This window comes from Burkholderia seminalis (genome assembly GCF_001718535.1).
Lineage (GTDB): Bacteria > Pseudomonadota > Gammaproteobacteria > Burkholderiales > Burkholderiaceae > Burkholderia > Burkholderia seminalis.
Map to the genome: position 1 here is coordinate 450,050 of NZ_CP013400.1, position 26,217 is coordinate 476,266.

General features: G+C 68.6%; 25 protein-coding genes. 13 read left to right on the forward strand and 12 right to left on the reverse strand.

Annotated elements, in window-relative coordinates:
- Nucleotides 1–10 precede the first annotated feature (10 nt).
- From WJ12_RS22730 to WJ12_RS22760, 7 genes are all read right to left on the reverse strand, one after another.
- Nucleotides 11–904 (reverse strand): amino acid kinase family protein, encoded by an 894-nt coding sequence (locus tag WJ12_RS22730; RefSeq protein ID WP_059559757.1) that lies wholly within the window; start codon nucleotides 902–904, stop codon nucleotides 11–13.
- Nucleotides 905–953: 49 nt separating this feature from the next.
- Complete coding sequence (locus WJ12_RS22735; RefSeq protein ID WP_059559755.1) at nucleotides 954–1,475, reverse strand: PTS sugar transporter subunit IIA; 522 nt, start codon at nucleotides 1,473–1,475, stop codon at nucleotides 954–956.
- Nucleotides 1,476–1,606: 131 nt separating this feature from the next.
- Nucleotides 1,607–1,825, reverse strand: a complete 219-nt coding sequence (locus WJ12_RS22740) for a hypothetical protein (protein ID WP_226103875.1) — start codon at nucleotides 1,823–1,825, stop codon at nucleotides 1,607–1,609.
- A 58-nt stretch (nucleotides 1,826–1,883) separates the two neighbouring features.
- On the reverse strand, nucleotides 1,884–2,255 hold the full coding sequence (locus tag WJ12_RS22745) for a DUF6697 family protein (protein WP_059559752.1): 372 nt from the start codon (nucleotides 2,253–2,255) through the stop codon (nucleotides 1,884–1,886).
- A 518-nt stretch (nucleotides 2,256–2,773) separates the two neighbouring features.
- Complete coding sequence (groL, locus tag WJ12_RS22750) at nucleotides 2,774–4,414, reverse strand: chaperonin GroEL (protein ID WP_034188397.1); 1,641 nt, start codon at nucleotides 4,412–4,414, stop codon at nucleotides 2,774–2,776.
- 12 nt (nucleotides 4,415–4,426) lie between these two features.
- Complete coding sequence (locus WJ12_RS22755; protein WP_034188396.1) at nucleotides 4,427–4,717, reverse strand: co-chaperone GroES; 291 nt, start codon at nucleotides 4,715–4,717, stop codon at nucleotides 4,427–4,429.
- A 142-nt stretch (nucleotides 4,718–4,859) separates the two neighbouring features.
- Nucleotides 4,860–6,143 carry a lipase family protein gene (locus WJ12_RS22760; protein WP_059559749.1) on the reverse strand — a complete coding sequence of 428 codons (1,284 nt, stop codon included), beginning with the start codon at nucleotides 6,141–6,143 and terminating at the stop codon, nucleotides 4,860–4,862.
- A gap of 373 nt (nucleotides 6,144–6,516) precedes the next feature.
- Between WJ12_RS22760 and WJ12_RS22765 the strand changes: the two genes are divergently transcribed.
- Both WJ12_RS22765 and WJ12_RS22770 read left to right on the forward strand, forming a co-directional pair.
- The gene (locus WJ12_RS22765) at nucleotides 6,517–7,197 is read left to right on the forward strand and encodes a class II aldolase/adducin family protein (RefSeq protein WP_059559746.1); all 681 of its coding nucleotides are present in this window, start codon (nucleotides 6,517–6,519) and stop codon (nucleotides 7,195–7,197) included.
- Between the two features lie 120 nt (nucleotides 7,198–7,317).
- Nucleotides 7,318–8,436, forward strand: a complete 1,119-nt coding sequence (locus WJ12_RS22770) for a sigma-54 interaction domain-containing protein (protein WP_059559743.1) — start codon at nucleotides 7,318–7,320, stop codon at nucleotides 8,434–8,436.
- Here WJ12_RS22770 and WJ12_RS22775 read toward each other — a convergent pair.
- Genes WJ12_RS22775 through WJ12_RS22790 form a run of 4 tightly spaced genes read right to left on the reverse strand, consistent with a single transcriptional unit; the run spans nucleotide 8,427 to nucleotide 12,267 of the window.
- Nucleotides 8,427–9,215 carry an ABC transporter permease gene (locus tag WJ12_RS22775; protein ID WP_059559741.1) on the reverse strand — a complete coding sequence of 263 codons (789 nt, stop codon included), beginning with the start codon at nucleotides 9,213–9,215 and terminating at the stop codon, nucleotides 8,427–8,429. The genes WJ12_RS22770 and WJ12_RS22775 overlap by 10 nt on opposite strands.
- Before the next feature lie 22 nt (nucleotides 9,216–9,237).
- Nucleotides 9,238–10,053, reverse strand: coding sequence for an ABC transporter permease (locus tag WJ12_RS22780; RefSeq protein WP_059559738.1), 816 nt, complete (start codon nucleotides 10,051–10,053; stop codon nucleotides 9,238–9,240).
- Nucleotides 10,053–11,159, reverse strand: a complete 1,107-nt coding sequence (locus WJ12_RS22785; protein WP_049036333.1) for a PhnD/SsuA/transferrin family substrate-binding protein — start codon at nucleotides 11,157–11,159, stop codon at nucleotides 10,053–10,055. The genes WJ12_RS22780 and WJ12_RS22785 overlap by 1 nt, the downstream gene beginning before the upstream one ends.
- 31 nt (nucleotides 11,160–11,190) lie before the next feature.
- The gene (locus WJ12_RS22790) at nucleotides 11,191–12,267 is read right to left on the reverse strand and encodes an ABC transporter substrate-binding protein (RefSeq protein WP_034188389.1); all 1,077 of its coding nucleotides are present in this window, start codon (nucleotides 12,265–12,267) and stop codon (nucleotides 11,191–11,193) included.
- A gap of 439 nt (nucleotides 12,268–12,706) precedes the next feature.
- On the opposite strand from WJ12_RS22790, the gene WJ12_RS22795 reads away from it, so the two are divergent.
- From WJ12_RS22795 to WJ12_RS22830, 8 genes are all read left to right on the forward strand, one after another.
- Complete coding sequence (locus WJ12_RS22795) at nucleotides 12,707–13,879, forward strand: LLM class flavin-dependent oxidoreductase (protein WP_069246036.1); 1,173 nt, start codon at nucleotides 12,707–12,709, stop codon at nucleotides 13,877–13,879.
- 50 nt (nucleotides 13,880–13,929) lie between these two features.
- On the forward strand, nucleotides 13,930–14,976 hold the full coding sequence (locus tag WJ12_RS22800; RefSeq protein WP_069245821.1) for an ABC transporter substrate-binding protein: 1,047 nt from the start codon (nucleotides 13,930–13,932) through the stop codon (nucleotides 14,974–14,976).
- A gap of 33 nt (nucleotides 14,977–15,009) precedes the next feature.
- A complete protein-coding gene (locus WJ12_RS22805; protein WP_069245822.1) occupies nucleotides 15,010–15,810 on the forward strand; it encodes an energy transducer TonB in 801 nt (266 codons plus the stop codon).
- A 41-nt stretch (nucleotides 15,811–15,851) separates the two neighbouring features.
- Nucleotides 15,852–16,568, forward strand: a complete 717-nt coding sequence (locus tag WJ12_RS22810; RefSeq protein ID WP_034188386.1) for a MotA/TolQ/ExbB proton channel family protein — start codon at nucleotides 15,852–15,854, stop codon at nucleotides 16,566–16,568.
- Nucleotides 16,568–16,978: an ExbD/TolR family protein gene (locus WJ12_RS22815; protein ID WP_049036336.1), complete on the forward strand. Its 411-nt coding sequence runs from the start codon at nucleotides 16,568–16,570 to the stop codon at nucleotides 16,976–16,978. The genes WJ12_RS22810 and WJ12_RS22815 overlap by 1 nt, the downstream gene beginning before the upstream one ends.
- A 34-nt stretch (nucleotides 16,979–17,012) precedes the next feature.
- Complete coding sequence (locus WJ12_RS22820) at nucleotides 17,013–18,077, forward strand: ABC transporter substrate-binding protein (RefSeq protein WP_034188384.1); 1,065 nt, start codon at nucleotides 17,013–17,015, stop codon at nucleotides 18,075–18,077.
- Nucleotides 18,074–19,291: an MFS transporter gene (locus WJ12_RS22825; RefSeq protein ID WP_069245823.1), complete on the forward strand. Its 1,218-nt coding sequence runs from the start codon at nucleotides 18,074–18,076 to the stop codon at nucleotides 19,289–19,291. The genes WJ12_RS22820 and WJ12_RS22825 overlap by 4 nt, the downstream gene beginning before the upstream one ends.
- A gap of 192 nt (nucleotides 19,292–19,483) precedes the next feature.
- The gene (locus WJ12_RS22830) at nucleotides 19,484–21,790 is read left to right on the forward strand and encodes a TonB-dependent receptor (protein ID WP_059559728.1); all 2,307 of its coding nucleotides are present in this window, start codon (nucleotides 19,484–19,486) and stop codon (nucleotides 21,788–21,790) included.
- A gap of 81 nt (nucleotides 21,791–21,871) precedes the next feature.
- Here WJ12_RS22830 and WJ12_RS22835 read toward each other — a convergent pair whose 3' ends face one another.
- Entirely contained in the window at nucleotides 21,872–22,831 is a 960-nt protein-coding gene (locus tag WJ12_RS22835; RefSeq protein ID WP_059559726.1) for a LysR substrate-binding domain-containing protein, read from the reverse strand.
- A gap of 184 nt (nucleotides 22,832–23,015) precedes the next feature.
- Here WJ12_RS22835 and WJ12_RS22840 point away from each other — a divergent pair, with 184 nt between their 5' ends.
- From WJ12_RS22840 to WJ12_RS22850, 3 genes are read left to right on the forward strand one after another with little or no spacing between them, the layout of a single operon-like run.
- On the forward strand, nucleotides 23,016–24,137 hold the full coding sequence (locus WJ12_RS22840; protein ID WP_059560078.1) for a M20 aminoacylase family protein: 1,122 nt from the start codon (nucleotides 23,016–23,018) through the stop codon (nucleotides 24,135–24,137).
- Between the two features lie 46 nt (nucleotides 24,138–24,183).
- Complete coding sequence (locus WJ12_RS22845) at nucleotides 24,184–24,966, forward strand: ABC transporter substrate-binding protein (protein WP_059559723.1); 783 nt, start codon at nucleotides 24,184–24,186, stop codon at nucleotides 24,964–24,966.
- Between the two features lie 51 nt (nucleotides 24,967–25,017).
- Nucleotides 25,018–26,202, forward strand: a complete 1,185-nt coding sequence (locus tag WJ12_RS22850) for a porin (protein WP_059559721.1) — start codon at nucleotides 25,018–25,020, stop codon at nucleotides 26,200–26,202.
- The last annotated feature ends 15 nt before the right edge of the window (nucleotides 26,203–26,217 follow it).

The following is a 26,217-nucleotide window of genomic DNA, read 5'->3' on the forward strand; positions in this document are numbered from 1 at the left end:
CGTTGCGCGGTCAGAATCGTACGACCGGCTTCTTCTCCACGCTGAACCCGTCACGCAGCACGCACGCCGAATCGGCGAAGTATCGGCGGGTTTCCGACAGCAGGCCGGTGTTGCCGCGCCGACAGAACACCACACCCGATCCTTCCTCCGTCAGCAGTTCGTCGATCAGCGATTCGGGTTGCCCGATATCGGCGAGGTGGACGTTCTGCACGCCGTGCGCAAGCGCATCGAGCGCGTCCCGCACGCAGGGCGCCGCATCGGCGGCCGGATGCTCGGCGAGCCATTGTTCGAGTTCCGTGATGCCGTACAGCCCGGCGAGCTCGCCGAGTTCGCGCAGCCATGCCCCGTCGACCATCATCACCAGCGTGACGGCACCGGTGCATTGCGCGAACAGGCTGCCGAGCCGTTCCGGGCGCAGCACGTGCGCGTGGCCCGCGTCGTCCGGTGCGACCGGCATCACGACGGGCACGAGTCCGTTTTCCAGGAAGGCGTTCAACGCGGCGACGTCGAACCGTGCGACCGCGCTTGCCTGCGTGCGGTCGGGTGCCGCGCGGGCGACCAGCAGGCCGCCGTCGTGACCGTCGATGCCGATCGCCCTAGCACCGTGACCGCCGATCAGGCGCACCAGTTCGTGATTGACGCCGGTCATCGCGGCATGCGCGGCCTCGACCGATTGCGTATCGGCCGCGGCCGGCCCGCCCTGGACGACGACCGGACGAACGCCGGTGAGCGCAAGCAGCGCGACATCCTGTGCGAAGGCCGCACGGGTGCGTGCATCGCTCGCGGCGCCGCCATCGACGATGACGACGGCCTGCCCGTGCAGCGCCTGCATGAACGGCAGCGAGTGAGCCAGGCCGGCTGCGCGTCGCGACATGAGAGTGGGAATTTCAGGGTCTGGGAACATGGGAGTCCGAATGAATGGAGGGAGGTGCCTGTCGCCGTTCGACGCGGCGTCAGTGTGTGCGTTGCATCAGCAGGTGAAGCTCGCCGGGCGTTCGCGCATCGCGCGACGCGTGCCGGAACGCGCGTTCGCTGAAACACCGTGCCGCGTCGGCGAGCAGTTCGAGGTGCGTGCGGTCGTCCGCCCGCGGCAGGACCAGCACGATGAATTCGCGCACGGGCTTGCGGTCCGGCGCGTTGAACGCGAACGGATAGAGCGCGCGGACGAACAGCGCGACCGCCGAGTCGAGCCCGTCGACCCGCGCGTGCGGAATCGCGACGCCCTGGCCCAGACCGGTCGAGCCGAGCTGCTCGCGCCTGGCGAGTTCGGTCCGGATCCGTTCGGCGGATACGCCGCTGCTGCGCGCGATATGGCGCGCGACGAGGTCGAACAACTGGGTCGCGCTTTCGGCCGGGACGTCGAGCAGGATGTTGTCCACCGGGCAGGCGTCGGCGAGCCGAGCTGCGGACGGCGTGTCGCCGCGTCGGCGGGGAAGGTCGGGTTGGCCGCCCACGGCGGCCTGCTGCGTTTGCATGCGGATTGCTCCGTGTCGGGATGACAGGGAAATCCTAGACAAAGCCGCATAAAGACAGTGTCAGAGACAGGGGGGCCGGTATTAAAATTTCATATCGACCGACGATGGAACCGGGCCCGCTACGGACTGGCTCACGTACCCGACAAAACGAACGGCAGCGTGGTCAGCAGGAAGACCGAAATGCCGACGACCGGCGCGCCGAACGCGATCGCCGCGAACGCCACGGCGGCGCTGGTCAGCACGAGCGTTCTCGATACCCGGCGATGCCGGTCGTGCGCCGTTGTCCTGCTGTCGCGGATTGCATCGGTCCGCGCGCCGATCACGTGTTTCCAGAACGTCAGGCCCAGCATGATTGCTCCTGTATGAAAGACGAGCGGGACGCGGCGCGCGATGCGCCGCGCAAGCGTGTCAGCTGCGCTCGAGCTTGAGCACGCGCGAGATCTGCGCGGCGGTGAAGCCGCTGTTGCGCACGTAAGGCGCGCAGTCGAGCGGCGCCGTGAGCGATTCGCTGACGACGTACCGGCCGACGAAGCGGTAGGCATCGGTTGCCGTCTTGATGAACACCGGAATCGCATCGCGTTGCGCGGCGAGCGTCCTGCCGGCCGAGCGCGCGGACGCGCTGCCGTCGCAAAGGATCACGTCGGGCGCGTGCGGATTGAGGTCCGCGCGAAGGCAGGCGGCCACGACCTTGCCGTTCTTCGTCGGCAGGAAACCCTGCTTGCTGCCGCCGCAGGCGGTGTGGATGAATTCGCGTGTGTACTGCTTGTCGATCTCGAACATGACCGGGCTCCGGTAACGGAAATTTCTCTGAATAAAATTCAGGTATGCGTAGTAAATGAGCTGGACCGGCGGATCGATGACGCTTCGTTGCACAGGATGTGCCGCGCACACGCTCGAGCGCATGCATTCCCGATGCGCGGTGATCGCATCGACGTCGTGTTCAGGCGTGCACGGAGAGGACTACGGCGCGCACCGTCCGCCAGGCGGCAGGACGATGGCTCGGGAGGGAGGCACAGGCGTCCTGCCTGTCAGGCAGAAAAGCAACTCGGAGGACGAGGACTTCGGAGGCGCATGTCGCGTGCTCGGTGGTGGATGGCGAACCCATTCTAGTGAACGTATTCGCCGGCGCAAGTAAAAAGGTCGTAAAGGCGTGAGAGCGGTGTGTCGGTGCCCGGTTCGACCTGCCGGCCACCGCATTTTGCCGCTTCCATGCAACAACGCGTGACGACTTGCGTCGCCACGCGTTACGCGTCCTGCCCGGCTGCGCGCGCCGGTGAACCGGCGCGCACGGCCCGTCGTCAGAAATCGAAGCCCGGCCCGCCCGCACCCGGACCGCCCGGTGCGGCAGCCGGCGCCGCATCCTTCGGCGCTTCGAACACGGTCGCATCGGTCGTCAGCAGCAGCCCGGCCACCGACGCCGCGTTTTGCAGCGCCGTGCGCGTGACCTTGGTCGGATCGAGCACGCCCGATTCGACGAGATCGCCGTACTCGCCCGTCTGCGCGTTGTACCCGAAGTTGCCCGTGCCTTCCGCGACCTTCGCGACGACGACGCTCGCTTCCTCGCCCGCGTTCGTGACGATCTGGCGCAGCGGTTCCTCGAGCGCGCGCAGCACGATCTTGATGCCCGCATCCTGGTCGGCGTTCACGCCTTTCAGTTCGCGGATCGCCTGCCGCACGCGGATCAGCGCGACGCCGCCGCCCGGCACGATGCCTTCCTCGACGGCCGCGCGCGTCGCGTGCAGCGCGTCGTCGACGCGGTCCTTCTTCTCCTTCACCTCGATTTCGGTCGCACCGCCGACCTTGATCACGGCAACACCGCCGGCCAGCTTGGCCACGCGCTCCTGCAGCTTTTCACGGTCGTAATCGGACGTCGCCTCGTCGATCTGCACGCGGATCTGCTTCACGCGCGCCTCGATGTTCTTCGCATCGCCCGCGCCGTCGATCACGGTCGTGTTTTCCTTGCCGACCTCGATGCGCTTCGCCTGGCCGAGCTCGGCGAGCGTCGCCTTCTCGAGCGTCAGGCCCGTTTCCTCCGCGATCACCTGCCCGCCGGTGAGGATCGCGATGTCCTCGAGCAGCGCCTTGCGGCGATCGCCGAAGCCCGGCGCCTTGACCGCGACCGTCTTCAGGATCCCGCGGATGTTGTTGACGACGAGCGTCGCGAGCGCTTCGCCTTCAACGTCTTCCGCGATGATCAGCAGCGGCCGGCCCGACTTCGCGACCTGTTCGAGCACCGGCAGCAGGTCGCGGATGTTCGAGATCTTCTTGTCGTGCAGCAGGATGTACGGGCTTTCGATCTCGGCGATCTGCTTGTCGGGATTGTTGATGAAATACGGCGACAGGTAGCCGCGGTCGAACTGCAGCCCTTCGACGACGTCGAGCTCGTCGGCGAGCGACTTGCCGTCCTCGACGGTGATCACGCCTTCCTTGCCGACGCGGTCGATCGCCTCGGCGATGCGCTGGCCGATCGATTCCTCGCCGTTCGCGGAGATCGTCGCGACCTGCGCGATTTCCTTGCTCGTGGTGGTCGGCTTGCTGATCTTCTTCAGCTCGTCGACGGCCGCCGCGACGGCCTTGTCGATGCCGCGCTTCAGGTCGAGCGGGTTGAGCCCGGCCGCCACGTATTTCTGGCCTTCACGGACGATCGCCTGCGCGAGCACCGTGGCCGTCGTCGTGCCGTCGCCGGCTGCGTCGCTGGTGCGCGACGCGACTTCCTTCACGAGCTGCGCGCCGATGTTCTGCAGCTTGTCCGCGAGTTCGATTTCCTTCGCGACCGACACGCCGTCCTTCGTGACGACGGGCGCGCCGAAGCTGCGTTCGAGCACGACGTTGCGGCCCTTCGGCCCGAGCGTCACCTTCACCGCGTTCGCGAGGATGTTCACGCCTTCGGTCAGTCTTGCCCGTGCGACGTCGCTGAAAATGATTTCCTTGGCTGCCATGATTGCGCTCCGTTATTGATTGACGACCGCGACGATGTCTTCCTCGCGCAGCACGAGAAACTCGTTGCCGTCCACTTTGACGGCCTGGCCCGCGTACTTGCCGAACAGCACGCGCTCGCCGATCTGCAGGTCGGGCACGATGCGCTGGCCGTCGGCATCCTTCCGGCCGGGGCCAACGGCGATCACTTCGCCCTGGTCGGGTTTTTCGGCGGCGCTGTCGGGGATCACGATGCCCGACGCGGTGGTGGTTTCCTGGTCGAGTCGCTTCACGATCACGCGGTCGTGCAAGGGGCGTAGGCTCATTTTTTCGTCCTGTGCTGATCTGTCGGATTGGGCTGGCACTCTTCAACAGAGAGTGCTGACGAGTATAAAAACGGGCAGCGGCGCGATCCAATAACGGATTTGCACAAGCATTCGCGTCGTCGTGCAAAGCGCAGGGACCCGGCTATTGCGACGCGGACTGCTGGGCGACCGGCGAGCAAATCGGGTGGATCGTCTCGCCGGCGAGCACGCGCTTCACGAACGGAATCGAATCGGCGAGCGACACGTTCACGGTGCCGTTGTGTTCGCGGCCCGCGTACAGGTGTGCCTCGACCGTCGTGCCCGCCGCGCACGCGTCCTTCGCCAGCGCGAGTTCGAGCGGCGCCAGCCCGTCGTCCGCGCCCGCGCCGATGAAGACGGGGGTGGCGAGCTTCAGTGTCGGATATTTCAGGTAGTCGTCCCACCATGCTTTCAGCCGCGCATCGCCGCCCGGCTTGACCGTATTCGCGTGCGTGAGGTGCGCGAGCGCCGCGTCGTCCTCGAGCGACGCGAGGCAGCCGATGCGCGATTGCTCGAGAATCGGCAGCGCGCGGTCGGTCAACACTTCGTCGGCGCGCAGTGACGGGTCGATCTGCTGCGCCGACAGCACCGAGTAGAACTGGTACGCAAGCGTCGGGTCGACGCGGTCGGGATCGCGCCGGTAGGCCGTCTCGAACGGCGGCAACGACGCGAGCGTGGCACGCGACGCGTTGTAGATCGTCCCGGTCGCGACGGTCGCGCGGATCGCCAGTTCCGGCGCGTAGACGGGCGCGTAGCCTGCCGCCGCGATGACGGCCGAGCCGCCTTGCGACTGGCCGACGAGCACGACTTCGTTCGCGAGGCCCGGCACGCCGCCGAGCACCGCACGCACGCTGTCGAGCAGCGTGTAGCTGTTCGAGCGGTTGTTGAGCTGCGGATTCGGGCCGGGCGTGCCGAGGCCCTGGTAGTCGGTCGCGACCACCGCGAACCCTTGCTGAAGCCATGCGTTCAGGTAGCGCACGTCGCGATACGAGCGGCCGAACCACGACGGCGCGCAGATATCGGCCATCCCGAACGTGCCGTGCGCCCATGCGACGATCGGCCAGCCGCCGGCCGGTGGTGTCCCGCGCGGCACGAACAGCGCGCCCGACACCGCGATCGGCGTCCGGCCGCCGACGCCGTCGGTCGATGCATACAAGATGCGCAACTGCCGCGCGGCGCCCGCGAGCCCGAGCGTGGCCGGCAGTGGTTCGGAGCGCAGCAGCGCGCCGGGCGTGGCCGGGATGTCGCGGTCCCACGTGTAGAACGCGGACACGCGGCCGTCGCCCTGCAGCGGATCGGGCACGGGAACATGGCCGGGCGAGGCCGCGAGCGAAACGACGGAAGGCACGGCGAGTGCCGAGATGAGCAGCGCGCGCGCGGCAACACCGCGCAGGGGAAGGAGCGTCATGGTCGGATGAAGGTGGATGAGATCGGATGCACCGTGCAAGGCCGGTGCGGGCCGACCACGACGCAAGTTTCGAACCAGCACGTTCGTTGCGCACGCCACGCGCGGTGCGGCGGGCAACCGGTCGGCACCACGCGGATGGTGCACGTGCACGCGCTGCGCGTCGCGCAGCAATCGCGGCCGGTACAGTGTTGCTCCCGCAACAGGCGCACGCTCGCGGATAGCATCGCGCGGGTCGGGCATCGCGCGAGCGCCACGCCGGCCGGCCCGCGCAGCGCGCTCGCCGGGTTGGCACGATTGCTGCTGATCCGGTGGCCGTGCGTCGCGGTGTCGCGACGCGAGTCCCTCCGTCCATCCGATCAAGGAAACCGTTCTCATGTCCGTCACCCAAGCCATCGACAGCGGCGAACTCGTGGCATTCGTCGAGCGCGCCACGCGCGAGTTCACGCAGGCCGCGCGCGTGCTGAAGGAAACGCGCACGCTGTCCGCGACCAACACGTTCCAGGCGTTCCAGCGCGTGCCGGGCACGGAGCTCGTCGTCGCGCTGTCTGCGCCGAGCCCGTGGGCCGCGTCACAGGACATTCAACCCGTCGTCGTGACGCTCGACGGCGACGTGCTGCACGGCGACGCGCGCGCGGGCGGCAACGGCCCGCGTTACGCGGGCGTGTTCCGCGAGGCGCCTGAAGTGGACGTCGTGATACACGTGCATGGCCCGTATCTCGGTGCGTGGGCGAGCGCGCATCGCCCGCTGCCGATCCGTTATGCGCCGGCCGCGCGCTACACGCGGGCTCGCGAGATTCCGGTCTACGTCGATCGTCGCCCCGGCGAGCCGCGCTTCATCGTCGATACGATCCGGCGCGATCCCGACGTGCCGGCAATCATCGAGGCAAACGGCGGCGCGACGTTCTGGGGCAAGTCGATCCTCGACATATCGAAGTACATCCTGATCCTCGAGGAAGCCGCGTATTTCCAGGCGCTCGCGGAACCGCTCGGCGGCTCGCTCGACTTCGGGCCGGGCGCGCTCGAACAGCAGTGGAAGATGACCGGTCTTGCCTGACGCCGCACGGCGGCCGACGCAATCCGGCCGCCGTCATACCGATAGCTCGATGAATTGGTTCGTGGCCGGCGCGCGCCTTGCTATCGTCGAACCTTCCCCGTTCAACACGCCGGTCGTGCCATGGCCATCTTCAGCTTGCCGGACCCGACTTCGCACGCGATCACGATCCGCGCGAAGGCACTGACGTTCGACGATCCCAAATCGCGGGTGCTGCTCGAACGCATCCAGCTCGTCGCACCGAGCGATGCGACGGTACTCGTCACCGGCGAGAGCGGCACCGGCAAGGAGCTGATCGCGCGCCTCGTGCATTCGCTGAGCGAGCGCCATGACGGCCCGTTCGTCGCGGTCAACTGCGGCGCATTTTCCGAGACGCTGATCGAAAGCGAGCTGTTCGGCCACGAGCGCGGCGCGTTTACCGGCGCGATCAATGCCCAGCCCGGCTGGTTCGAATCCGCGAATCGCGGCACGCTCTTTCTCGACGAGGTGGGCGACCTGCCGCTGTCCGCGCAGGTCAAGCTGCTGCGCGTGCTGCAGGAGCGCGAGGTGACGCCGGTCGGCTCGCGCAAGACCGTGAAGATCGACGTGCGGCTTGTCGCGGCGACCAACGTGAATCTCGAGGCGGCGGTGCGCGCGGGCAATTTCCGCGAGGACCTGTACTACCGGCTCAACGTCGTGAAGCTGAGCCTGCTGCCGCTGCGCGAGCGGCCCGGCGACATCGCGCCGCTGATCGAGCATTTCATCGACACCTATGCGAAGCGGCTGCGCGTGGCCGCGCCGACGCTGACCGACGCCGCACGCGCCCGACTGCATGCGCATGCGTGGCCCGGCAACATCCGCGAGCTGGAGAACGTGATCCACCATGCGGTGCTGATCTGCGCGGGCGGGGCGATCGACGTCGGCGACCTGCAGTTCTCGGCGCTGTCGCTCGCGCCCGACACGGCCGGCGCGCCGGGTGCGGCCGCCGCACCGCCGCGCCGCGCACGCGACGTCGCCGAAGCGACCGAGGCGCTGCGTCATGCGGTGATCGAATTGCTGGATCTGGGTACGCCGGCGCTTTGGCAGCACATCGAGGATACCGTCTACCGCAGCGTGTTCGACTACAGCGATCACAACCAGCTGCGCATGTCGCGCCTGCTCGACCAGTCGCGCAACATCGTGCGCGCGCGGCTCGCGCAGCTCGGCATCCTGAAGCCGCGCGACACGGGCGACGCCGACGCGCGGCTGCGCCGTCAGGCGTGATCCCGCCAGCGCAGCGCGCGCCGCGCGATCCGCTCGCATAGCGCGCTCATCCCGACGGCCAGCGCCGTCACGCCCAATACGCACACGAGCAGCACGTCGGCGCGGGCGCCTGCCTGGGCATTCTGCATCAGGCTGCCGATACCGGCCCCCGTGTTGAACAGCAACTCGCTGCTGGTCGCGGTGATCCACGCGAACGGCACGGCCTGCAGCACGCCCGCGAACAGGTCGGGCAATGCGCCCGGTATCAGCACGTCGCGCCACAGGCCGACGCGCGTCAGCCGATACGACTGCGCAAGTTCGACATAGCGTGGATCGACGCGGCGCAGCCCGTCGAAGCTGGCGGTGGTCATCGGGTAGAACGCGGCGAGCGCGATGATGAACACCTTGGCGAATTCGCCGGTGCCGGCCCACAGGCTCAGCAGCGGAATCAGCCCGAGCAGCGGCACGTAGCGCAACGCCTGGAACGCCGGTTCGGCGAGCTTGCGCGCGAGCGGCGAACGCGCCAGTACCGAGCCGAACCCGAGCCCGGCCGCGACGCCGAACCCGAGCCCGAGCGTCGTGCGGCGCAGGCTTGCGCCGAGATCGGTTGCGAGTTCGCCGCTGCGGGCGAGTTCGACGAGCGCCGCGCCGACCTGCTGCAGCGGCACGAATGCGTATTGGTGGGCCGCGTCGCCGGACGAGGCAGCTTGCCACGCGGCGATCAGCAGGGCCGGCACGACGAGGCCGCGCGCGCGGCGGCGCAGCGGGGCGAACGAGAAAGCGCGGGTGGCGAAGGTCATGCCGAAGCGTATCCAGTCAAAGTCAGCGCGCGGGCGTCTGCCAGCGCAATGCGTAGCGCTGCACGAGCGCGATCGAGCGGTCGAGCGCGAAACCGATCAGCCCGATCACGGCGACGTCGACGAGCACCACGTCGAGCCGCAGCATCTGCCGCGCGAGTTCCATCATCTGGCCGATCCCGCTGTCGGCGCTGAGCAGCTCGACCGCGACGAGGGCGAGCCAGGCGCGCGCGAGTGCGATCCGCACGCCCGTCAGCAGCGGCGGCAGCGCGGCCGGCAGCAGCACGTCGCGCAGTAGTGCGAAGCGGCCGAGCCCGTAGTGGCGCGCCATTTCGACGAGATCGCGCGGCGCATCGTGCACGCCCGTGTACGCGGCCAGCGCGACCGGGAAGAACACGGCCTTGCCGACGACGGCGAGCTTCAACGGCTCGTCGACGCCGATCAGCAGGATCAGCAGCGGAATCAGCGTGAGCGTCGGCACTTGCCGCAGCAGGTCGAAGGTCGGCCGCAGGTAGTCGGCGAACAGCCGGCTGCGTGCGAGCAGGATGCCGAACGCGGCGCCGCCGGTTGCGCCGAGCGCGAAGCCGAGCGCGAGGCGATGCAGCGTGATCAGCAGGTTGTCGCGCAGTTCGCCGGTGTCGAGCAGCGTGCGCAGCGTCGCGGCGAGGCGTTCGGGCGGCACGACGAGCTGCGGCGGAAACCAGCGCTGCGCGCTCGCGAGCCACCACAGCGCGGCGAACGTAAAGGGCGTGATCCACCACAGCGCATGTTCGCCGAGCCGCGCGAGGCCGGGCAGGCGGATCGCGCGCCAGCCGTTCGGCGCGAGGGCGCGCATCGCCATCAGCGGCTCGCGACGCGCGCGGCATCGGCGCGCCAGTAGCCGTCGAGACCAAGCTGCTTGAGCGCGGTCGCCACGAAGGTCGGCGCGAGCAGCGCGTTCACGTCGACCGGCACCGACGTCAGGCCGGCCTGGCGGCTGTACGCGACGACATCGCGGTAGTGGCCGGTAAGCGCCGGCGTGAAGAGCGGCGTCCATTGCTCTTTCCACGGCGTCGATTCGTCCGCGTATTCGCGGCGCACGACGCTTTCGGGCTGGCCCGACGCGCTCAGGATCTTCACGTACGCATCGCGGTTCTGCGGCTGCGAGATCCAGTGCGCGGCCCGCACGTAGGCCGTCGCGACGAGCTGCGTGACGTCGGGGTAGCGCCGCACGAAATCGTCGGATGCCCACAGTTCGGCGCGCATCTTCCAGTCGTCGGGCGCGGTCTTGGTCGACCAGATTATCTTGCCGACGTTCTTGTCGACCAGCGAATACGCGTCGGACAGCGTAAAGAAGCCGTCGACGCGGCCGGCCGCGACGGCTGCCGCGCCGGCCTGCGGATCGAGGTTGTAGATCTTGAAGTCGGACAGCTTCAGCCCGTTTTCGGCGAGCAGCTTGCCGAACGTGACTTCCCACGGCCGGCCGCGATTGAGCGCGATGCGCTTGCCTTTCAGATCGACGATCGACTTCGCGGTCGAGCCGGCCGGCACGACCAGATACGTGTTGCTGCCGGCGCCGCCCGGCACGATCAGGCGCGTGTGCGTGCCCGACGCGTTGACGACGACCGACGGCAGGTCGCCGTAGCCCGCGAAATCGATGCTGCCGTTCGTGAACGCCTCGTTGACGAGCGTGCCGACCGCCGCGGTCGACACCGGCACCCATTGCAGCTTCACGTGCCGGGCGGCCAGCGCCTTCTCGAGCGACTTGTCGGCGTCGATCAGCGCGGATGCGCCGGCATATTGCGTCTTGCCGCCGCTCGAGTACGCGACGACGGCAATGCGCACGACCTTGGGCGCGTCTTGCGCATGCGCTGCCGGTGCCGCGAGCGACGCGGCCGCCAGCGGTAGCACGGCGAGCAGCGCGCGCAGCAGGCGGCGCAGTGACGCGAGGGAGAGGGAGTATTTCATGATGGTCCCGAACAGTGAACGAAAAAGGGGCTCACGCGCGTTTCTGCCACGACGGCCGCAGCACGTCGGCGAGCGGGCGCGGGTCGATCCAGTCGGCGACGTCGAAGTCGGTTTCCAGAAAGCCGTGCTCGCGCAGGAACGTCTTGAACTCGTCGAGCGCGGCGACCGATTCGTCGTCGAGATTGACGCCGAGATGGCGGTGCAACTGGTTGCCGTACGCGGCTCGCACCCAGTCGATCGACGATGCGGTTTCGCCCGCCACGTAGTGCGCGGTTTCGTCGGGATGCGTGCTCGCCCATTCGCCGGCGGCGACCACGAGCTTCAGGAAGCCGGCGACGATGTCCGGATGGTTCGCGAGCACGTCCGCGTTGACGGTCAGCGGGCGCGGCGTGCCGTTGTTGTTGCGGATCGAGCGCTCCGGATGAAAGCCGATGTCGATCACGACGTGTGCGCCGATCAGTTGCGCGATCTCGAGACCCGTCGAGCCTTTCACGTAGATCGCGTCGACTTCGCCGCGCAGCAGCGCGCCGGCTTCGGCCGCATACAGCGCGCGGCTCGAAAAGCCGTGCGGCGACGCGAACAGGTTCGCCGCACGCGCGGGCCCGACGGCCTGCAGCGTGCGTGCGCGCACGTCGACGAGCTCGACGTCGCGCGTGGTCAGTCCGTCGAGGCTCAGTGCATTGACGAAGCCGCGCAGCGCGGACGCGCGAAAGATGTCGATGCGGTCGTCGGGGCGGCTCGGAATCGCGATCCGGCGGCCGCGCAACGCCTTCACCGAGCGGATGCCCGACTCGGGCCGCGCGAGGATCAGCTGCGATTCGTCGACCCACGACAGCCCGATCACGCGCGTGTTGGCGTCGTTCGAGCGCGCCCACATCGCGGGGATGCTGCCGCCCTGGCGGAACGACTGCGCGAGCGTGTGATCGCTGATCGATGACACGTCGTGCCGCGTGGCGCCGCGCGGCGAGCGGATCGCGACGCCGTCGGCCGACGTCTCGCCGTTGAGCCAGCCGAGATGCACGGCGATGCCGAGCGGCGTCGGCACGGGCGATCGGGCGTACCAGAACGTCTGCTGCTTGTCCGATGACGAATCGGGCCTGTCTGTCATGTGTGAGATTCCCCTGTCTGGGTAAGCGTGGTCGATGCGCGGTGTCGCACGCGCGGCCGTTCCACGTTGCAAGTTCCGGGCCAATGAGCGGAAACGGCCGGGCGGCACGCGGCGCGGGCATCCCGGGCGCTGCGCGGCGCGACGGCCGGCGCAACGCCTGTTGCATGAGCAACAGTCGCGTCGGGTGCTGTTGCGCGTGCAGCACCGGTGTGTCGTGCGCAACAGCACGGCACGGATTCGCTTTCGGGATGCCGGCACCGCCCGGCGCGTGTTCGTCGATGGCCGTCGACGCCCGGCCGGCAAGGCATTGCGCGTGCTCGGCGGCTGCGCCGCACGTCAGCAGGCGTGCGCGTTGGCACACCGCGTGCTTTACAGCGCTGCATACGCGCGGCACGCCGGTGCCGCACGCAATCCGAACGGGCCGACAAGGAGAATCCCGATGGCTGTTGAATTTCTGTGGCGCCTGCCGATGCACGGCGATGGCCGGCGCGCACACGACCTGCATACGCGCGGCGAATGGAATCGCCAGCGCGCGTCGCGCGTCGCGCCGAAAGTCGACGACGACGATTTCGGCTACATCGACTATCTGTCGCAGGTGGCGCGCGCGGCCGACATCGCCGGTTTTCACGGCGCGCTGATTCCGATCTTCCGCTTCACCGAGGAGCCGTGGGTCGTCGCGGCGGCGCTGGCGCGCGAGACGCGCCGGCTGCGGCTGCTGATCGCGCTGCAGCCGCATTTCGTGCATCCGGTTTATGCGGCGCAAATGGCCGCGAGCCTGCAGCGGATCAGCCGCGGCCGCGTCGAGTGGAACGTCGTCACGGGCGGCGGCGGTCCCGACCAGCGCGCGTACGGCGACTTCATCGATCACGACAGCCGCTATGCGCGCACCGACGAATTCCTCGACGTCGTGAAGGGCATCGCGGCCGGCGCGCCATTCTCGTTCGACGGCCGCTTCTACCGCGTCGAAGCCGGCGGGCTGCTGCCGCCGCTGAGCGGCCAGAAGCCGCCGCGGATTTATCTGGCCGGCGCGAGCGACGCTGCGCTCGCGGTCGCGGCGAAACACGGCGACGTGCACCTGAGCTGGGGCGAGCCGCTCGCGAAGCAGAAGGAAGTGATCGACGCGGCGCGCCGCGCGCTCGACCGGCAGAACGCCGAGCGCGACCTGCGCTTCGGCATGCGCATCGACATCCTCGCGCGCGAAACCGAGGAACAGGCGTGGGCCGAGCTGCGGCAGATGTTCGCCACGGTGGGCGACGCGACGCGTGCCGGTTTCGGCGGGCGCGGCGAATCGTCGGAATCGGTCGGCGCGAAGCGCCAGTTCGCATTGCACCAGGGCAACACGCAGCACTTTGACGACCTGATCGTCGGCCCGAACCTGTGGGCCGGAATGTCGCAGATCCGTGGCGGCCCCGGCTGCGTGATCGTCGGCAGCCACGAGCAGGTGGCCGAGCGGCTCGCGGAATACGTCGACATCGGCGTATCGACGTTCATCCTCGCGAGCAATCCGCATCTCGAAGAGGCGTACCGCGTGGGCGAGGAAGTGCTGCCGCTCGTCGACGGCGCGCTGAACGCGCGCGGCACGCAGGCAGCGCTGCGCGTGGCCGGCGCCTGAGCGCGGCGGCGTGCCGCCGCGCATCAACGACAACGATAAGGATACTCACCATGACGACACTCGCTGCGCAGGCCACGGCCTGCGACGCACTCTGGTACACGCGCTGCCCGGTGCCGACCGCGCTCGGCATCGCCGTGCATCGCGGCTGGTTCGACGAAGAGTTCGGGCCGGACGGCATCGTGCTGAATTCGCTGCAGGAGACGGCCGATGCCGAAAAGCGCGAATCGCACTTCGATCACAGCCTGCCGCACTCGTTCCGGCAGGGCGGCAACATTCCCGCGCTGTGGGCGCGGGCACGCGGCGCCGATACGCGCGTGATCGGCCTGTCGTGGACCAACGAATTCCAGGCGATCGTCACGCTGCCCGAGCGCGGCATTCGCACGACGCGCGATCTGCGCGGCCGGCGGCTCGGATTGCCGCGCCATCCGATCAGCATCGACTTCTGGCGTGCGGCCGCCCTGAAGGGCTTCCTGAGCGCGCTCGAACTGGAAGGGCTCGGCCACGGCGACGCCGAATGGATCGACCTGCCCGACACGCGCGAGCGCCGCACCGGGCCAGCCTCGTTCACGCGCGGCCCGCACGAGTACGGACTCGAGATCGCGGCGCTCGTGCGCGGCGACGTCGACGCGGTGTTCGTGAAGGGCGTCGCCGGGCTGGAGACCGTGCACCTGATCGACGCGCAGGTCGTCATCGATCTCGGCGCGCATCCCGATCCGCTGGTGCGGATCGGCAACGGCACGCCGCGCACGCTGACCGTCGATCGCGCGCTGATCGATACGCGCCCCGATCTCGTGAGCCGGTTCCTGTCGGTCGTGGTCGGCGCGGGCGACTGGGCCGCGCGCCATCCGGCCGAGACGGTTGCCTATATCGGCCGCGAAACGCATGCCTCCGACGAGTGGGTGCGCTATGCATACGGCGGGGATGTGCACCGCCATCTGGAGACCGGGCTCGCGCCGACGTCGATCGACGGTCTGGTCGCGTTCAAGGATTTTCTCGTCGAATGGGGCTTTCTCGAACGCGATTTCGACGCGCGCGCGTGGATCGACCCGGCGCCGTTCACGCAGATCGACCGGCATCGCCATGCGTGGGTCGCGTAGCGCGCCGCGGCGCGTCATTGCAAGGAGTCGAACATGACAGGGCTGACGATCGAATACGGCGTGCCGCCGGCGCGCCGGCACGTGGCGCGCGCCGCGCCGCGCGCGGCGGTAGTCGCGCGACCTTCGCCGGTGGCGCCGTCCGCGCATGCGGACAAGCGGCCGGCGCCGGCGAGCGGTTGGCGCGGCGCGGGCGCGATTGCACTGGCCGTCGCGGCGCTGCATGCGGGCGTCGTGCTGCTGGCCGCGCGTCCGGCGGCCGCACCGCCGGTGCAACCGCCGCGGCCGCTGCCGATGACGGTGGAACTGACGCGGCCGCCCGAACCGCTGCCGCAGGCCGCGCATCCGCCGCCGATCGTGCCGCCGAAACCGCTGAAGCAGGCGCCGACGCCGCCGAAGCCGCAGATACCCCGCGCGGCCGTTCCGCATCCGGCAGCGGCACCGGCACCGTCCGCCGTGCCGCAGGTGGCGCGCGAGGCTGCCCCTGCGCCCGCGCCAGCGGCACCGGCCGTCGCAACGCCGGCGCCGGCGCCCTCGCCCGTTGCACCCGTGCGTGAAACCGCGCCGATCGGCGACGCGGCGTACCTGCGCAACCCGGCGCCCGACTATCCGGCGTTCGCGCAGGACCAGGGCTGGGAAGGGCGCGTCGTGCTGCGCGTGCACGTGCTCGCGAGCGGCACGCCCGATTCCGTCGAGGTCCGCACGAGCAGCGGCCGCCGCGTGCTCGACAACGCGGCGGTGGCCGCCGTGAAGCGCTGGACGTTCGTGCCCGCGAAGCGCGGCGACGAAGCGGTCGACGGCTGGGTCAACGTGCCGATCGATTTCAAGCTGGGCTGACCCGACGGGCGGCTCGCCATATTTTTCAAGGAACTCACATCATGAACGGTATCCCGACCACCTTCATCGTCCAGGGCGCGCTCTGGCTGCTCGTCGTCTTCTCCGTCGTCACGTGGACGCTGATCGTCGTGAAGGCGATCCAGAGCCTGCGGTCGAGCGCGCGCAACCGGCGTTACGTCAGCGCGTTCTGGGCCGCGAACAGCTTTCACGACGCGGCCGCGCTCGACAGCGCGAACAGCCCGGTCGGCGAACTCGCCGCGACGGGCTTCGACGCGCTGCGGCGTGCCGACGAGAGCAGCGCGCACGATCTGGAACACAGCTGGAGCCGCCACGACCTGCTCGAACGCCATCTGCGGCAGCAGATCCACAATGCGCGCCGGCGCGAGGAAGCAGGGCTCGCGGTACTCGCGTCGATCGGCAGCACCGCGCCGTTCGTCGGCCTGTTCGGCACCGTGTTCGGCATCATCCACGCGCTGACCGCGATCACGCACAGCGCATCGGCGAGCATCGACGTGGTCGCCGGGCCGATCGGCGAGGCGCTCGTCGCGACCGGGATCGGCATCGCGGTCGCGGTGCCCGCCGTGCTCGCCTACAACTTCTTCGTGCGCCGCGTGAAGGCCGCATCGGCCGACCTCGATGCGTTCGCAACCGACTTCGTGACGCTCGCGCAGAAGGCCGGCTTCCGCGTACCGGCGACGGTACCCGCGGCCGCGCCGGCGCGCCGTGCCGGCGATACCCGTCAGGAGGCGTTCGCATAATGGCCTTCTCGTCCTCCTCCGACAACGACGACGTACTCAGCGAAATCAACATCACGCCGCTCGTCGACGTGATGCTCGTGCTGCTCGTCGCCTTCATCGTCACCGCGCCGCTGCTCAACAACGCGGTGCACGTGACTCTCCCGAACACAGTCGCCACCGCGCCGGCCGACCGCAAGCCGAACGTCACCGTGAGCGTCGACGCCAAGGGCGTCGTGTATCTCGACAAGCGTGCGGTCGCGCTCGCCGCGGTACCGGCCGAGCTGGCCGCGCTGAAGGCGGGCCGGCCCGACGTCGCGCTCGACCTGCAGGCGGACGAGCACGTGCCGTACGGCACCGTCGCGAAGCTGATGGCCGCGATCGAGCACGCGGGCATCACGCGGCTGTCGGTGCTGACCGCGCCGCGCGGCTGACGCGCCCTTCACGACTTCCTTTGCGAATGCATCCATGAGCACCACGGCTTCACACAACGTTCAATCGATCTGGTACACGCGCTGTCCGGTGCCGACGCCGCTCGGCATCGCCGCGCATCTCGGCTGGCTCGACAGCGAATTCGCCGGCGACGGCATCACCGTGCGCGCGCTGCAGGAAAGCCAGCACGCGGCGCTGCATCACGCGCACGTCGATCATTCGCTCGACAACGCGTTCCGGCAGGGCGGCAGCATTCCCGCGCTGTGGGCACGCGCGGCCGGGGCCGATACGCGCGTGGTCGCGCTGACCTGGGTCGACGAGGCGCAGGCGATCGTCGCGTTGCCGGAAGCCGGCCTCACGCGACCGAAGGACCTGCGCGGGCGCCGCATCGGCTTGCCGCGTCGCGACGGCGAGCGCATCGACATCTTTCGCGCGGCGGCGCTGCGCGGCTTCGTCAGCGCGCTGTCGCTCGACGGGCTCGGCCCCGGCGACGTCGAATGGGTCGACGTGCCGGCGTCGAACCTGCGCGCGCCCGTGTCGACGCCCGCGACCCGCGACGCGGCATTCAGCCACCCCGCGAGCCTGTCGAGCCGGCGGCTCTATGCGGCCGAAGCGGCCGCGCTCGTGCGCGGCGATGTCGATGCGATCTACGTGAAGGGCTCGCTCGGGCTGGAGACCGCGCACCTGATCGGCGCGCGGACGGTCGTCGACATCGGCTTTCATCCCGATCCGCAGATCCGCATCAACAACGGCTCGCCGCGTCCGCTGACCGTCAATGCGGCGACGCTCGAGCGCCATCCCGGCATCGTCAGCCGCTTCCTCGCGCGCGTGACCGATGTCGAAGGCTGGGCGCGCGAGCACGAACACGAAGTGCTCGGCTATCTCGGCCGTGAGACGGGCTCGGGCCATGACTGGCTGCGGCTGGCGTACGGCGCCGACGTGCACCGGCGGTTGCGCACCGATCTCGACGAAGCGTCGATCGCCGCGCTGGACGATTTCAAGCGCTTCCTGGTGGCGTGGCGGTTCCTGCCCGCCGACTTCGACGTGCGCGCGTGGATCGACCGGCGTGCGCTCGACGGCATCGCGACTTTGTCGCGGTGAGCGCGACGGCACGCGTCGCCGACGCATGGCGGCGCGAGCGCTTCACCGGCGGCTTCATGCTGCTGGCGCTCGCGAGCGGCACGACGATCAGCATGGCGCAGCTCGCGACGACGCTGTATGCGCTCGCGCTCGGCGTCGACAGCGCGCGGCTCGGCATCATCGCCGCGATGGAACCGCTCGGCATCGCGCTGATGACGCTGCCGGCCGGGCTGCTGGTCGCGCGCTACGGCGCGCGGCGCGTGTACTTCGCCGCGAGCATGGGGCCGATGCTGCTCAATCTCGTCGTGCCGTTTACCGGCGCGTGGCCGCTGATCGCGCTCACGCAGGCGCTGATCGGACTGTGCATCCCGTTCCGGATCGTGTCGATCAACGGCGTATTCCTCGCGCGTCTCGCGCGGATCGGCCTCGCCCGCGCGGGCTGGTATCGCGCGGCCATGACGGTCGGAACGGGCATGGCGGGGCCCTGGCTCGCCAGCTGGCTGATCGGGGCGCATGGCGCGGTCGCGACCTTCTGCGCGGCGTCGGCGAGCTTCGCGGGCATGGCCTGGTTCAGCCGCCTGCTGCTCGGCGACGCGGAGCCGCCGCCGCGCGGTGCGCAACCCGACGCCGGTGGCCTGCGTGCGTTGCTCGCGCTTGCGTGGAGCCGCGACGTGCGCGAGCAACTTGCGCTGGAAGCGGTGAACAGCGCGACGCGCTCGCTCGTCGGCACCTATACGGTCGTGCTCGCCATCCAGTATCTGAAGTTGCCGCAGTCGGGCGCCGTCGCGCTGCTGACCCTGCAGGGCGTCGTCGCGGTGATCGCGCTGTTCGGGCTGGGGCATGTCGCGCAGCGGATGACGGAGCGCCGCTGCCATGCCCTTGGCCTCGCAGGCGGCGTGGCCGGGCTGCTCGCGTTCGGCCTCGCGCACGACGCGTGGATCGTCGGCGCGGGGCTCGCCGCGTTGTGCGCCGGGTCGTCGCTGGTGCATCTCGTCAACATGCAGCATCTCGGCCGCCACCCGGCCGACAAGAGCCGGGTGTCGAGCCTCTACAACCTCGCGTCGATGACGGGGGCGTTCTGCGGCCCGTTGGCCTGCAGTGCGCTCGTGCCGGTCGTCGGGTTGCGGGCCGTGTTTCTGTGCTGGCTGCCCGTCGTCGTGCTGGTTGCGTTCGCGTTGCGCTTCGCCGATGGGCGGCGCGACGCGATGCGGCCGCTGCCTGAAAAGTTGTCCTGAAGATCGTCGTCGCCGGTGTTGCGTGACAAGCAGTTTGCTTCCCTCCACAGATGCGCATGCAGCAACACCGGCACCATGCGCGCGCCGGAAGCCCCGTGCGACGGGCCTGTCGATGCTGGCATCCGAATTGCATTAGAGAACCTGTGCGTAGCGCGCACATGCGTTCAACCGATCAAACAGGATGACTCATCGATGTTCAGGAAAAAACTAATCGTCACCGCGCTGGGGGGACTGCTGACGGGCGGCGCCGTATCGTTGCCGGCGTGGGCAGAAGATGGCGCGGCGGCGGGGACGCCGGACGCGCAGCCGGCGCAACAGGCACCGGACGACGCGACCGCGCCGAAGCCGGCGCGTGCGAGCCGCGGCACGGCCGCACGAGAAACGAACCTCGGCACGGTGACCGTGACGGCGCGCCGGCGCAAGGAAAGCATCCAGGACGTGCCGGTCGCGGTGAGTGCGCTGAGCGGCGATGCGATCAAGAACAACGAACTGCGCGTGATCAACGACGTGACGAAGTACGTGCCGAACTTCACCGGGCAATCGACCGAGGGCCGCGAGCGGCCGCGCTGGTTCCTGCGCGGGGTCGGCAGCAACGATCCGTCGGACCTGTCGTTGAGCCCGATCGGCGTGTACTTCGACGACGTGTACATCAACAGCGTGTTCGGGCAGGGTTTTCCGCTGTTCGACCTCGATCGCATCGAGGTGCTGCGCGGGCCGCAGGGCACGCTGTGGGGCAAGAACACCGTGGGCGGTGCGCTCAGCATCACGTCGCAGAAACCGACCTTCGATGTGAGCGGCTATGGCAAGCTCGGGATCGGTCAGTACAACAGCCGGCTCGCCGAGGCCGCGATCGGCGGGCCGATCGGCAAGAACGACGTGCTGGCCGCGCGCGTGTCGGTGTATCACGAGAATGCCGACAGCTTCTACACGAACACCGTTCAGCAGGGGCGCTTCGGCGGCTTCCACGACAATGCGGTGCGCTTCCAGGTGCTGGCCGTGCCGACGTCGGACACTGACTTCCTGTTCAACATCCACGGCCGAAACTATACGGGCGGGGGCAATGCGTGGCACGCGGAAGGCGCGGGGCCGCGCGGCACGAACCAGTTCGGCTTCGTCGGCTCCACCGATCCGTACACGGTGTCGCTCAACGCGCCGTCGAGCGATCATATCTCGACCTGGGGCACGTCGCTCACCGCGCACTGGCGCATCAACCCGGCCGTGACGCTGACGTCGATCACCGCGTTCGAGGGGCTGCACCGCTGGTACCAGGACGACGAGGATTATTCGGCGTTCGACGCGGCGCGCTCGCACGACCGCCTGTCGAGCCGCCAGTTCTCGCAGGAATTCCGGCTCGAATCGCCGCAGGGCGACCGGCTGAGCTGGCTGGTCGGCACGCACCTGTTCACCGAGCAGCTCGCCGAGCAAGGCGCGGGCGGCAGCCCGAGCAGTTCGCCGTCGCCGGCGTACTATCACCTGACCGATCTCTCGCAGCACACGCAGAGCGCGGCGATCTTCGGCAGCGTCAAGTACCGCTTCACCGACCGCTTCAACGTGACGGGCGGGCTGCGCTACACGGTCGAGCGCAAGACCATCAACCTGACGGGGCTGCAGGGTACCGGTAACGTGACGTTCAGCGATCCGAACAGCTGGTGGTCGCCGTCGTCGGTGTCGTCGCCGCTCGCGGTCAGCGCGCAGCAGAACCAGACCAACACGTGGCGCGCGCCGACCTGGGACCTGACGCCCGAATATGCGCTCAGCAACAACGTGCGCGCGTATTTCCGCTACGCACGCGGCTTCCGTTCGGGCGGCTACAACGGCAACGCCTATACGCAGAGCACCGTGTCGACCGTATCGCCCGAGTACCTGACCGATTACGAGATCGGCATCAAGAGCGAATGGTTCGACAAGCGGCTGATCGTCAACGCGAGCGTGTTTCATTACGACTATCGCGACATCCAGGTGTTCGCGCTCGCGCCGAACCCGTTCGGCGGGCCGCCGGTGTCGACGCTGTCGAACGCGGGGCAGGGACGCGCGGACGGCTTCGAGCTGGAGCTGAAGGCGCAGCCGGTCAACAGCCTGTACCTGTTCGCGAACCTCGGGATGCTGAACACGCGCTACACGGAATTCCGCTACGTGCCGACGGCCGTCGGCAATTCGTTCGCGCGTTCACCGCATACGACGCTGAACGCGGGCTTCGACTATCGCGTGCCGGTGCCGTTCGGCACGCTGACGGCGGGCGGCGACGTGAACTACCGCAGCCGCGAGTATTTCAGCGCGACGCGGCAGACGATGCCGCAACTGTGGCAGGGCGGTTACACGGTGCTGAACGCGCACGTGTCGTACACGACGCCGAACCAGAAGTACATCGTGACGGGCTACGTGACGAACCTGACGAACAAGGTCTACAAGAAGCTCGAGCTGTTGCCGTCATATGGTGCCTATCCGGTGCTGTACGGCGATCCGCGCACGGTCGGAATCACGCTGACCGCGAAGATCTGACGGGTGGCGCATGCCGCGGTGCTGGCGCGTGGCGCGCCGGGCCACGGCAGGTCGCGGGGTCTGCCGCGACGGCGCACGCCGTCAGATCAGCAGCGATACCGTCCTGAACAGCGCGAGATCCTCCTTGCGCGCCGAGCGCGCGTGCCGGCGGATCACGTACAGCAGGCATTCGATGAAGCAGCGTGCGGCATCGCTCAGCGTGCTGCTGCGGCGCGTGACGATCCCGAGGTCGCGCGGCTCGAACGTCTCCGTCAGCGTCAACGGCCGCATCCGTCCGCCGAACGGTGGTACCGCCGCGAGGATCGTCGGGCACCACGTGCACATGTCGGCCTGTTCGAGCATCGTCTGCAGCATCGCGACCGACTGCGCGCGCACGATGCGCCGCTCGTCGATCCGCGCGCCGTGGCGCGTGAACAGGTAGTCGACGAGCACGGCCTGCCCGTCGGCCGCGAAATTCAGCACCCAGTCGTGATCGAGCAGATCGTGGATCGACCGTGCGCGTTCGCGCGGATGGCCGGCGCGCACCATGACCGCCGTGTCGTAGCGCAACATCGGCTCGAACGCGAATTCCTGCGTGCCGCCCGGCTGCACGTGTCCGAGCGCGAAGTCCATGCTGCCGTCGCGCAACAGCGGCTGCGCAACGGCCATCAGCGCTTCGTAGAGTTCGAGTCGCACGTCGGGCATCCGCTCGCGAAAACGCAGCACCGTTTCCGCGAGGAAGGTCACCGTGAGCCATGGCGTGACGCCGATGCTCAGCCGGCCCTCGACGCGGCCGCGCATGCGCTCGAGATCGCTCCGCGCATGCTCGAGCTGCTTCAGCACGAGCTTCGCATGCGTGAGCAGCGTTTTCCCGTAGTCGGTGAAGCCGATGCCTTCCGGCGCACGCACGAGCAGCGGCAGGCGCTCGCTCGCTTCCAGCTCGCGCAGCGCACGCGTGACGGCCGCTTGCGACAGCCCGAGCGCGCGTGCCGCACCACGGATGCTGCCGGCCTCCGCGCTCGCGACGAGTGCCTGCAACTGATGCAGCTTGATGGTGCTCATGACGCGATACCCGACAACGAAAGGTTGTCATCATAACGAAACCGCGGCTGTTCGCCTGGATTTTCGCTGCATACGATCCGATCACGATCGATCATTCGGGCGATCGGCAACCGGAACGTGTCAGGGGGAATCGGGGTTGGAACGGAACCATATCCATCCGGAAATATCGGCGATCGAGGCGGAGATGATCGCGCTGCGGCGCAGGCTGCATGCGCATCCGGAGCTCGGCTTCGACGAGCATGCGACGAGCGCCATCGTTGCCGATTGCCTGACAACATGGGGTTATCAGGTCACGCGCGGGCTCGGCGGCACCGGCGTGGTCGGCACGCTGACGCGCGGCCCCGGGAAACGGCTCGGGTTGCGCGCGGACATGGATGCGCTGCCGATCCGCGAAACGACCGGGCTGCCGCATGCGAGCCGGCATGACGGCGTGATGCACGCGTGCGGCCACGACGGCCATACGGCGATGCTGCTCGCGGCGGCCCGCTGTCTTGCCGGGCGGGCGCGCTTCGCCGGCACGCTGAACCTGATTTTCCAGCCGGCCGAGGAAGGGCTCGGCGGCGCGAAGCGGATGATCGACGACGGACTGTTCGTACGATTTCCGTGCGACGCCGTGTTCGCGATGCACAACGTGCCAGGCTTGCCGGTCGGTGTGCTCGGTTTCTGCGACGGCCCGGCGATGGCGTCGGCCGACGAGGTGCGCGTGCGCGTGATCGGGCGCGGCGGGCACGGCGCCGCGCCGCATACGACGATCGACCCGGTGGTCGTGTGCGCGTCGATCGTGATGGCGTTGCAGACGGTCGTGTCGCGCAACGTGAATCCGCAGGAACTGGCGATCGTTTCGGCCGGATCGATCCATGCGGGAACCGCATCGAACGTGATTCCGTCCCACGCGGACCTGACGCTCAGCGTGCGTGCGTTGTCGCCGGACGTACGTGCGCTGCTGGAGCGGCGCATCCGCGAGATCGTGCACGGACAGGCCGCGAGCTATGGCGCGACGGCCGAGATCGACTACCGGCACGACTATCCGGTGCTCGTCAATCACGCGGCGCAGACGGCCTTCGCGCGCGAGGTGGCGCGCGAATGGGGCGGCGATGCGGCGCTGATTCCGCATCTGCGGCCGATCGCGGCGAGCGAGGATTTCGCATTCATGCTGGAGGAGTGCGCCGGCAGCTACCTGTCGATCGGCAATGGCGACGGGGCGTCCGGATGCGGGCTGCATCACCCGGGCTACGACTTCAACGATGCCTGCCTCGCGACGGGCGCGAGCTACTGGATCGCACTCGCCGAGCGATATCTCGGATGACGCGGCCGCACGATTTCGATTCACGATTCACACAAGGAGACAGGCAATGAAACAGTGGATGGCGGTACTCACGGTCGCGCTGGCGGCAGGCGCGGCGCATGCCGGCGACTGGACGGGCAGGGAGATTCGGCTCGCGGTCGATCCGACCTACCCGCCGCTCGAATACAAGCTGCCGGACGGCACGCTGACCGGCTTCGGGATCGACATCACGAACGCGTTGTGCGCGGAACTGCATGCGCGCTGCGTGTGGGTCGAGTCGAGCTTCGACGGGATGATTCCGGGGCTGCTCGCGCGCAAGTTCGACGTGATCGCGTCGTCGATGACGATCACGCCGAAGCGGATGCAGCAGATCGCGTTCACGAACCGCATCTCGAACGCGCCGGCGCGGCTGATCGCGCGCAAGGGCTCGCCGCTGCTGCCGACGGCCGAATCGCTGAAGGGCAAGCGCGTCGGCGTCGAGCAGGGTTCCGCGCAGGCCGACTATGCGGTCGCGAACTGGCAGCCCGCGGGCGTGCAGGTCGTGTCGTACCCGAACCAGGACCAGGTGTATGCCGACCTGGTAACCGGGCGGCTCGACGCGGCGTTCCAGGCGTCGATCGCGGCCAGCGACGGGTTTCTGAAAAAGCCGCAGGGCAAGGATTTCATGTTCGCCGGCGCGCCGATCGACGACGTGAAGTACTTCGGGCAGGGCGACGGCCTCGGATTGCGCAAGCAGGACAACGACCTGCGCGACGCGTTCAATCGCGCACTCGCGACGATTCTCGCGAACGGCACGTACGGGAAGATCAACCGGAAGTATTTCGACTTCGACATCTACGGCGCGAAGTAAGCAGTGGCGTACCGAAAGGACGCATTCTAAAAATATCAATAAGGATGGCGAATGAACTGGAGATCGATTGTTGTCGCGCTGCCGGCGCTGTGCGCGGCGCCCGCATTTGCGCAAGGTAGCGTGACGCTGTATGGCCTCGTCGATGCAGGCATCGACTATACGAACAACGTCGGCGGCCATGGCGCGTGGCAGATGGCGAGCGGCTTCGCGCAGGGCAGCCGCTGGGGGATGAAGGGGACGGAGGATCTGGGCGGCGGCTACAGCGCGCTGTTCCAGATCGAGAACGGCTTCAACGTGAACAGCGGCACGCTGGCGCAGGGCGGCCGCCTATTCGGGCGCCAGGCCTACGTCGGGCTCGGCAGCACGCGTTTCGGCACGCTGACGCTCGGCCGGCAGTACGACTCGGTCGTCGACTATCTCGCGCCGACGACCGCGAACGGCAGTTGGGGCGTTTATCCGTTCTCGCATCCGCTCGACAACGACAACACCGGCAACACGTTCCGCACGAACAACACCGTGAAGTATGCGAGCCCGGACTTCTCCGGCTTCTCGTTCGGCGGCACGTACAGCTTCAGCAACGACCCGGGCTTCGCGAACAACAGGCAGTGGAGCGTCGGCGCGCAGTACGAGCAGGGCGGGTTGCTCGTCGGCGCGGCCTTCCTGAACGCGGACAACCCGGGCGCGACGTCGGGTGGCGCGATCGCGGGCTCCGGGGCGGTCGGCGCGGATGCGAACTTCGTGTCGGCGCGGCTGCGGATCTTCGGCGCGGGCGTCAACTACACGGCAGGGCCCGCGACGATCGGATTCGCATACACGAACAGCAACGTCACTCGACCGACCGCGAACGTCGGCTACCTGTTCGGCGACGAGACGATCGAGCCGTCGACCGGGCCGCTCGCGGGCGGCACGGTGACGTCGATCAAGTATCAGAACTTCGAGATCAACGGCAAGTACCAGTTCACGCCGGCGTTGTTCGTCGGCGCGCAATACGTGTACACGACGGTCCGCTACGACGCGACCACCGGCACCGCGAAACCGAAAGTCCATTCGATCGGGCTGATGGCCGACTACAGCCTGTCGAAACGCACGGACGTGTACTTGACGGGCGCGTACCAGCGGGTTGCCGGCGATGCGACCGGTTCGTCGCTGGATCACGCGTATATCCCCGGCGCGGCCGATCTGTCGTCGAACGGGAAACAGTTGATGGTGCATGCGGGGATCCGTCACAAGTTCTGACGGAACGGGCGGGAA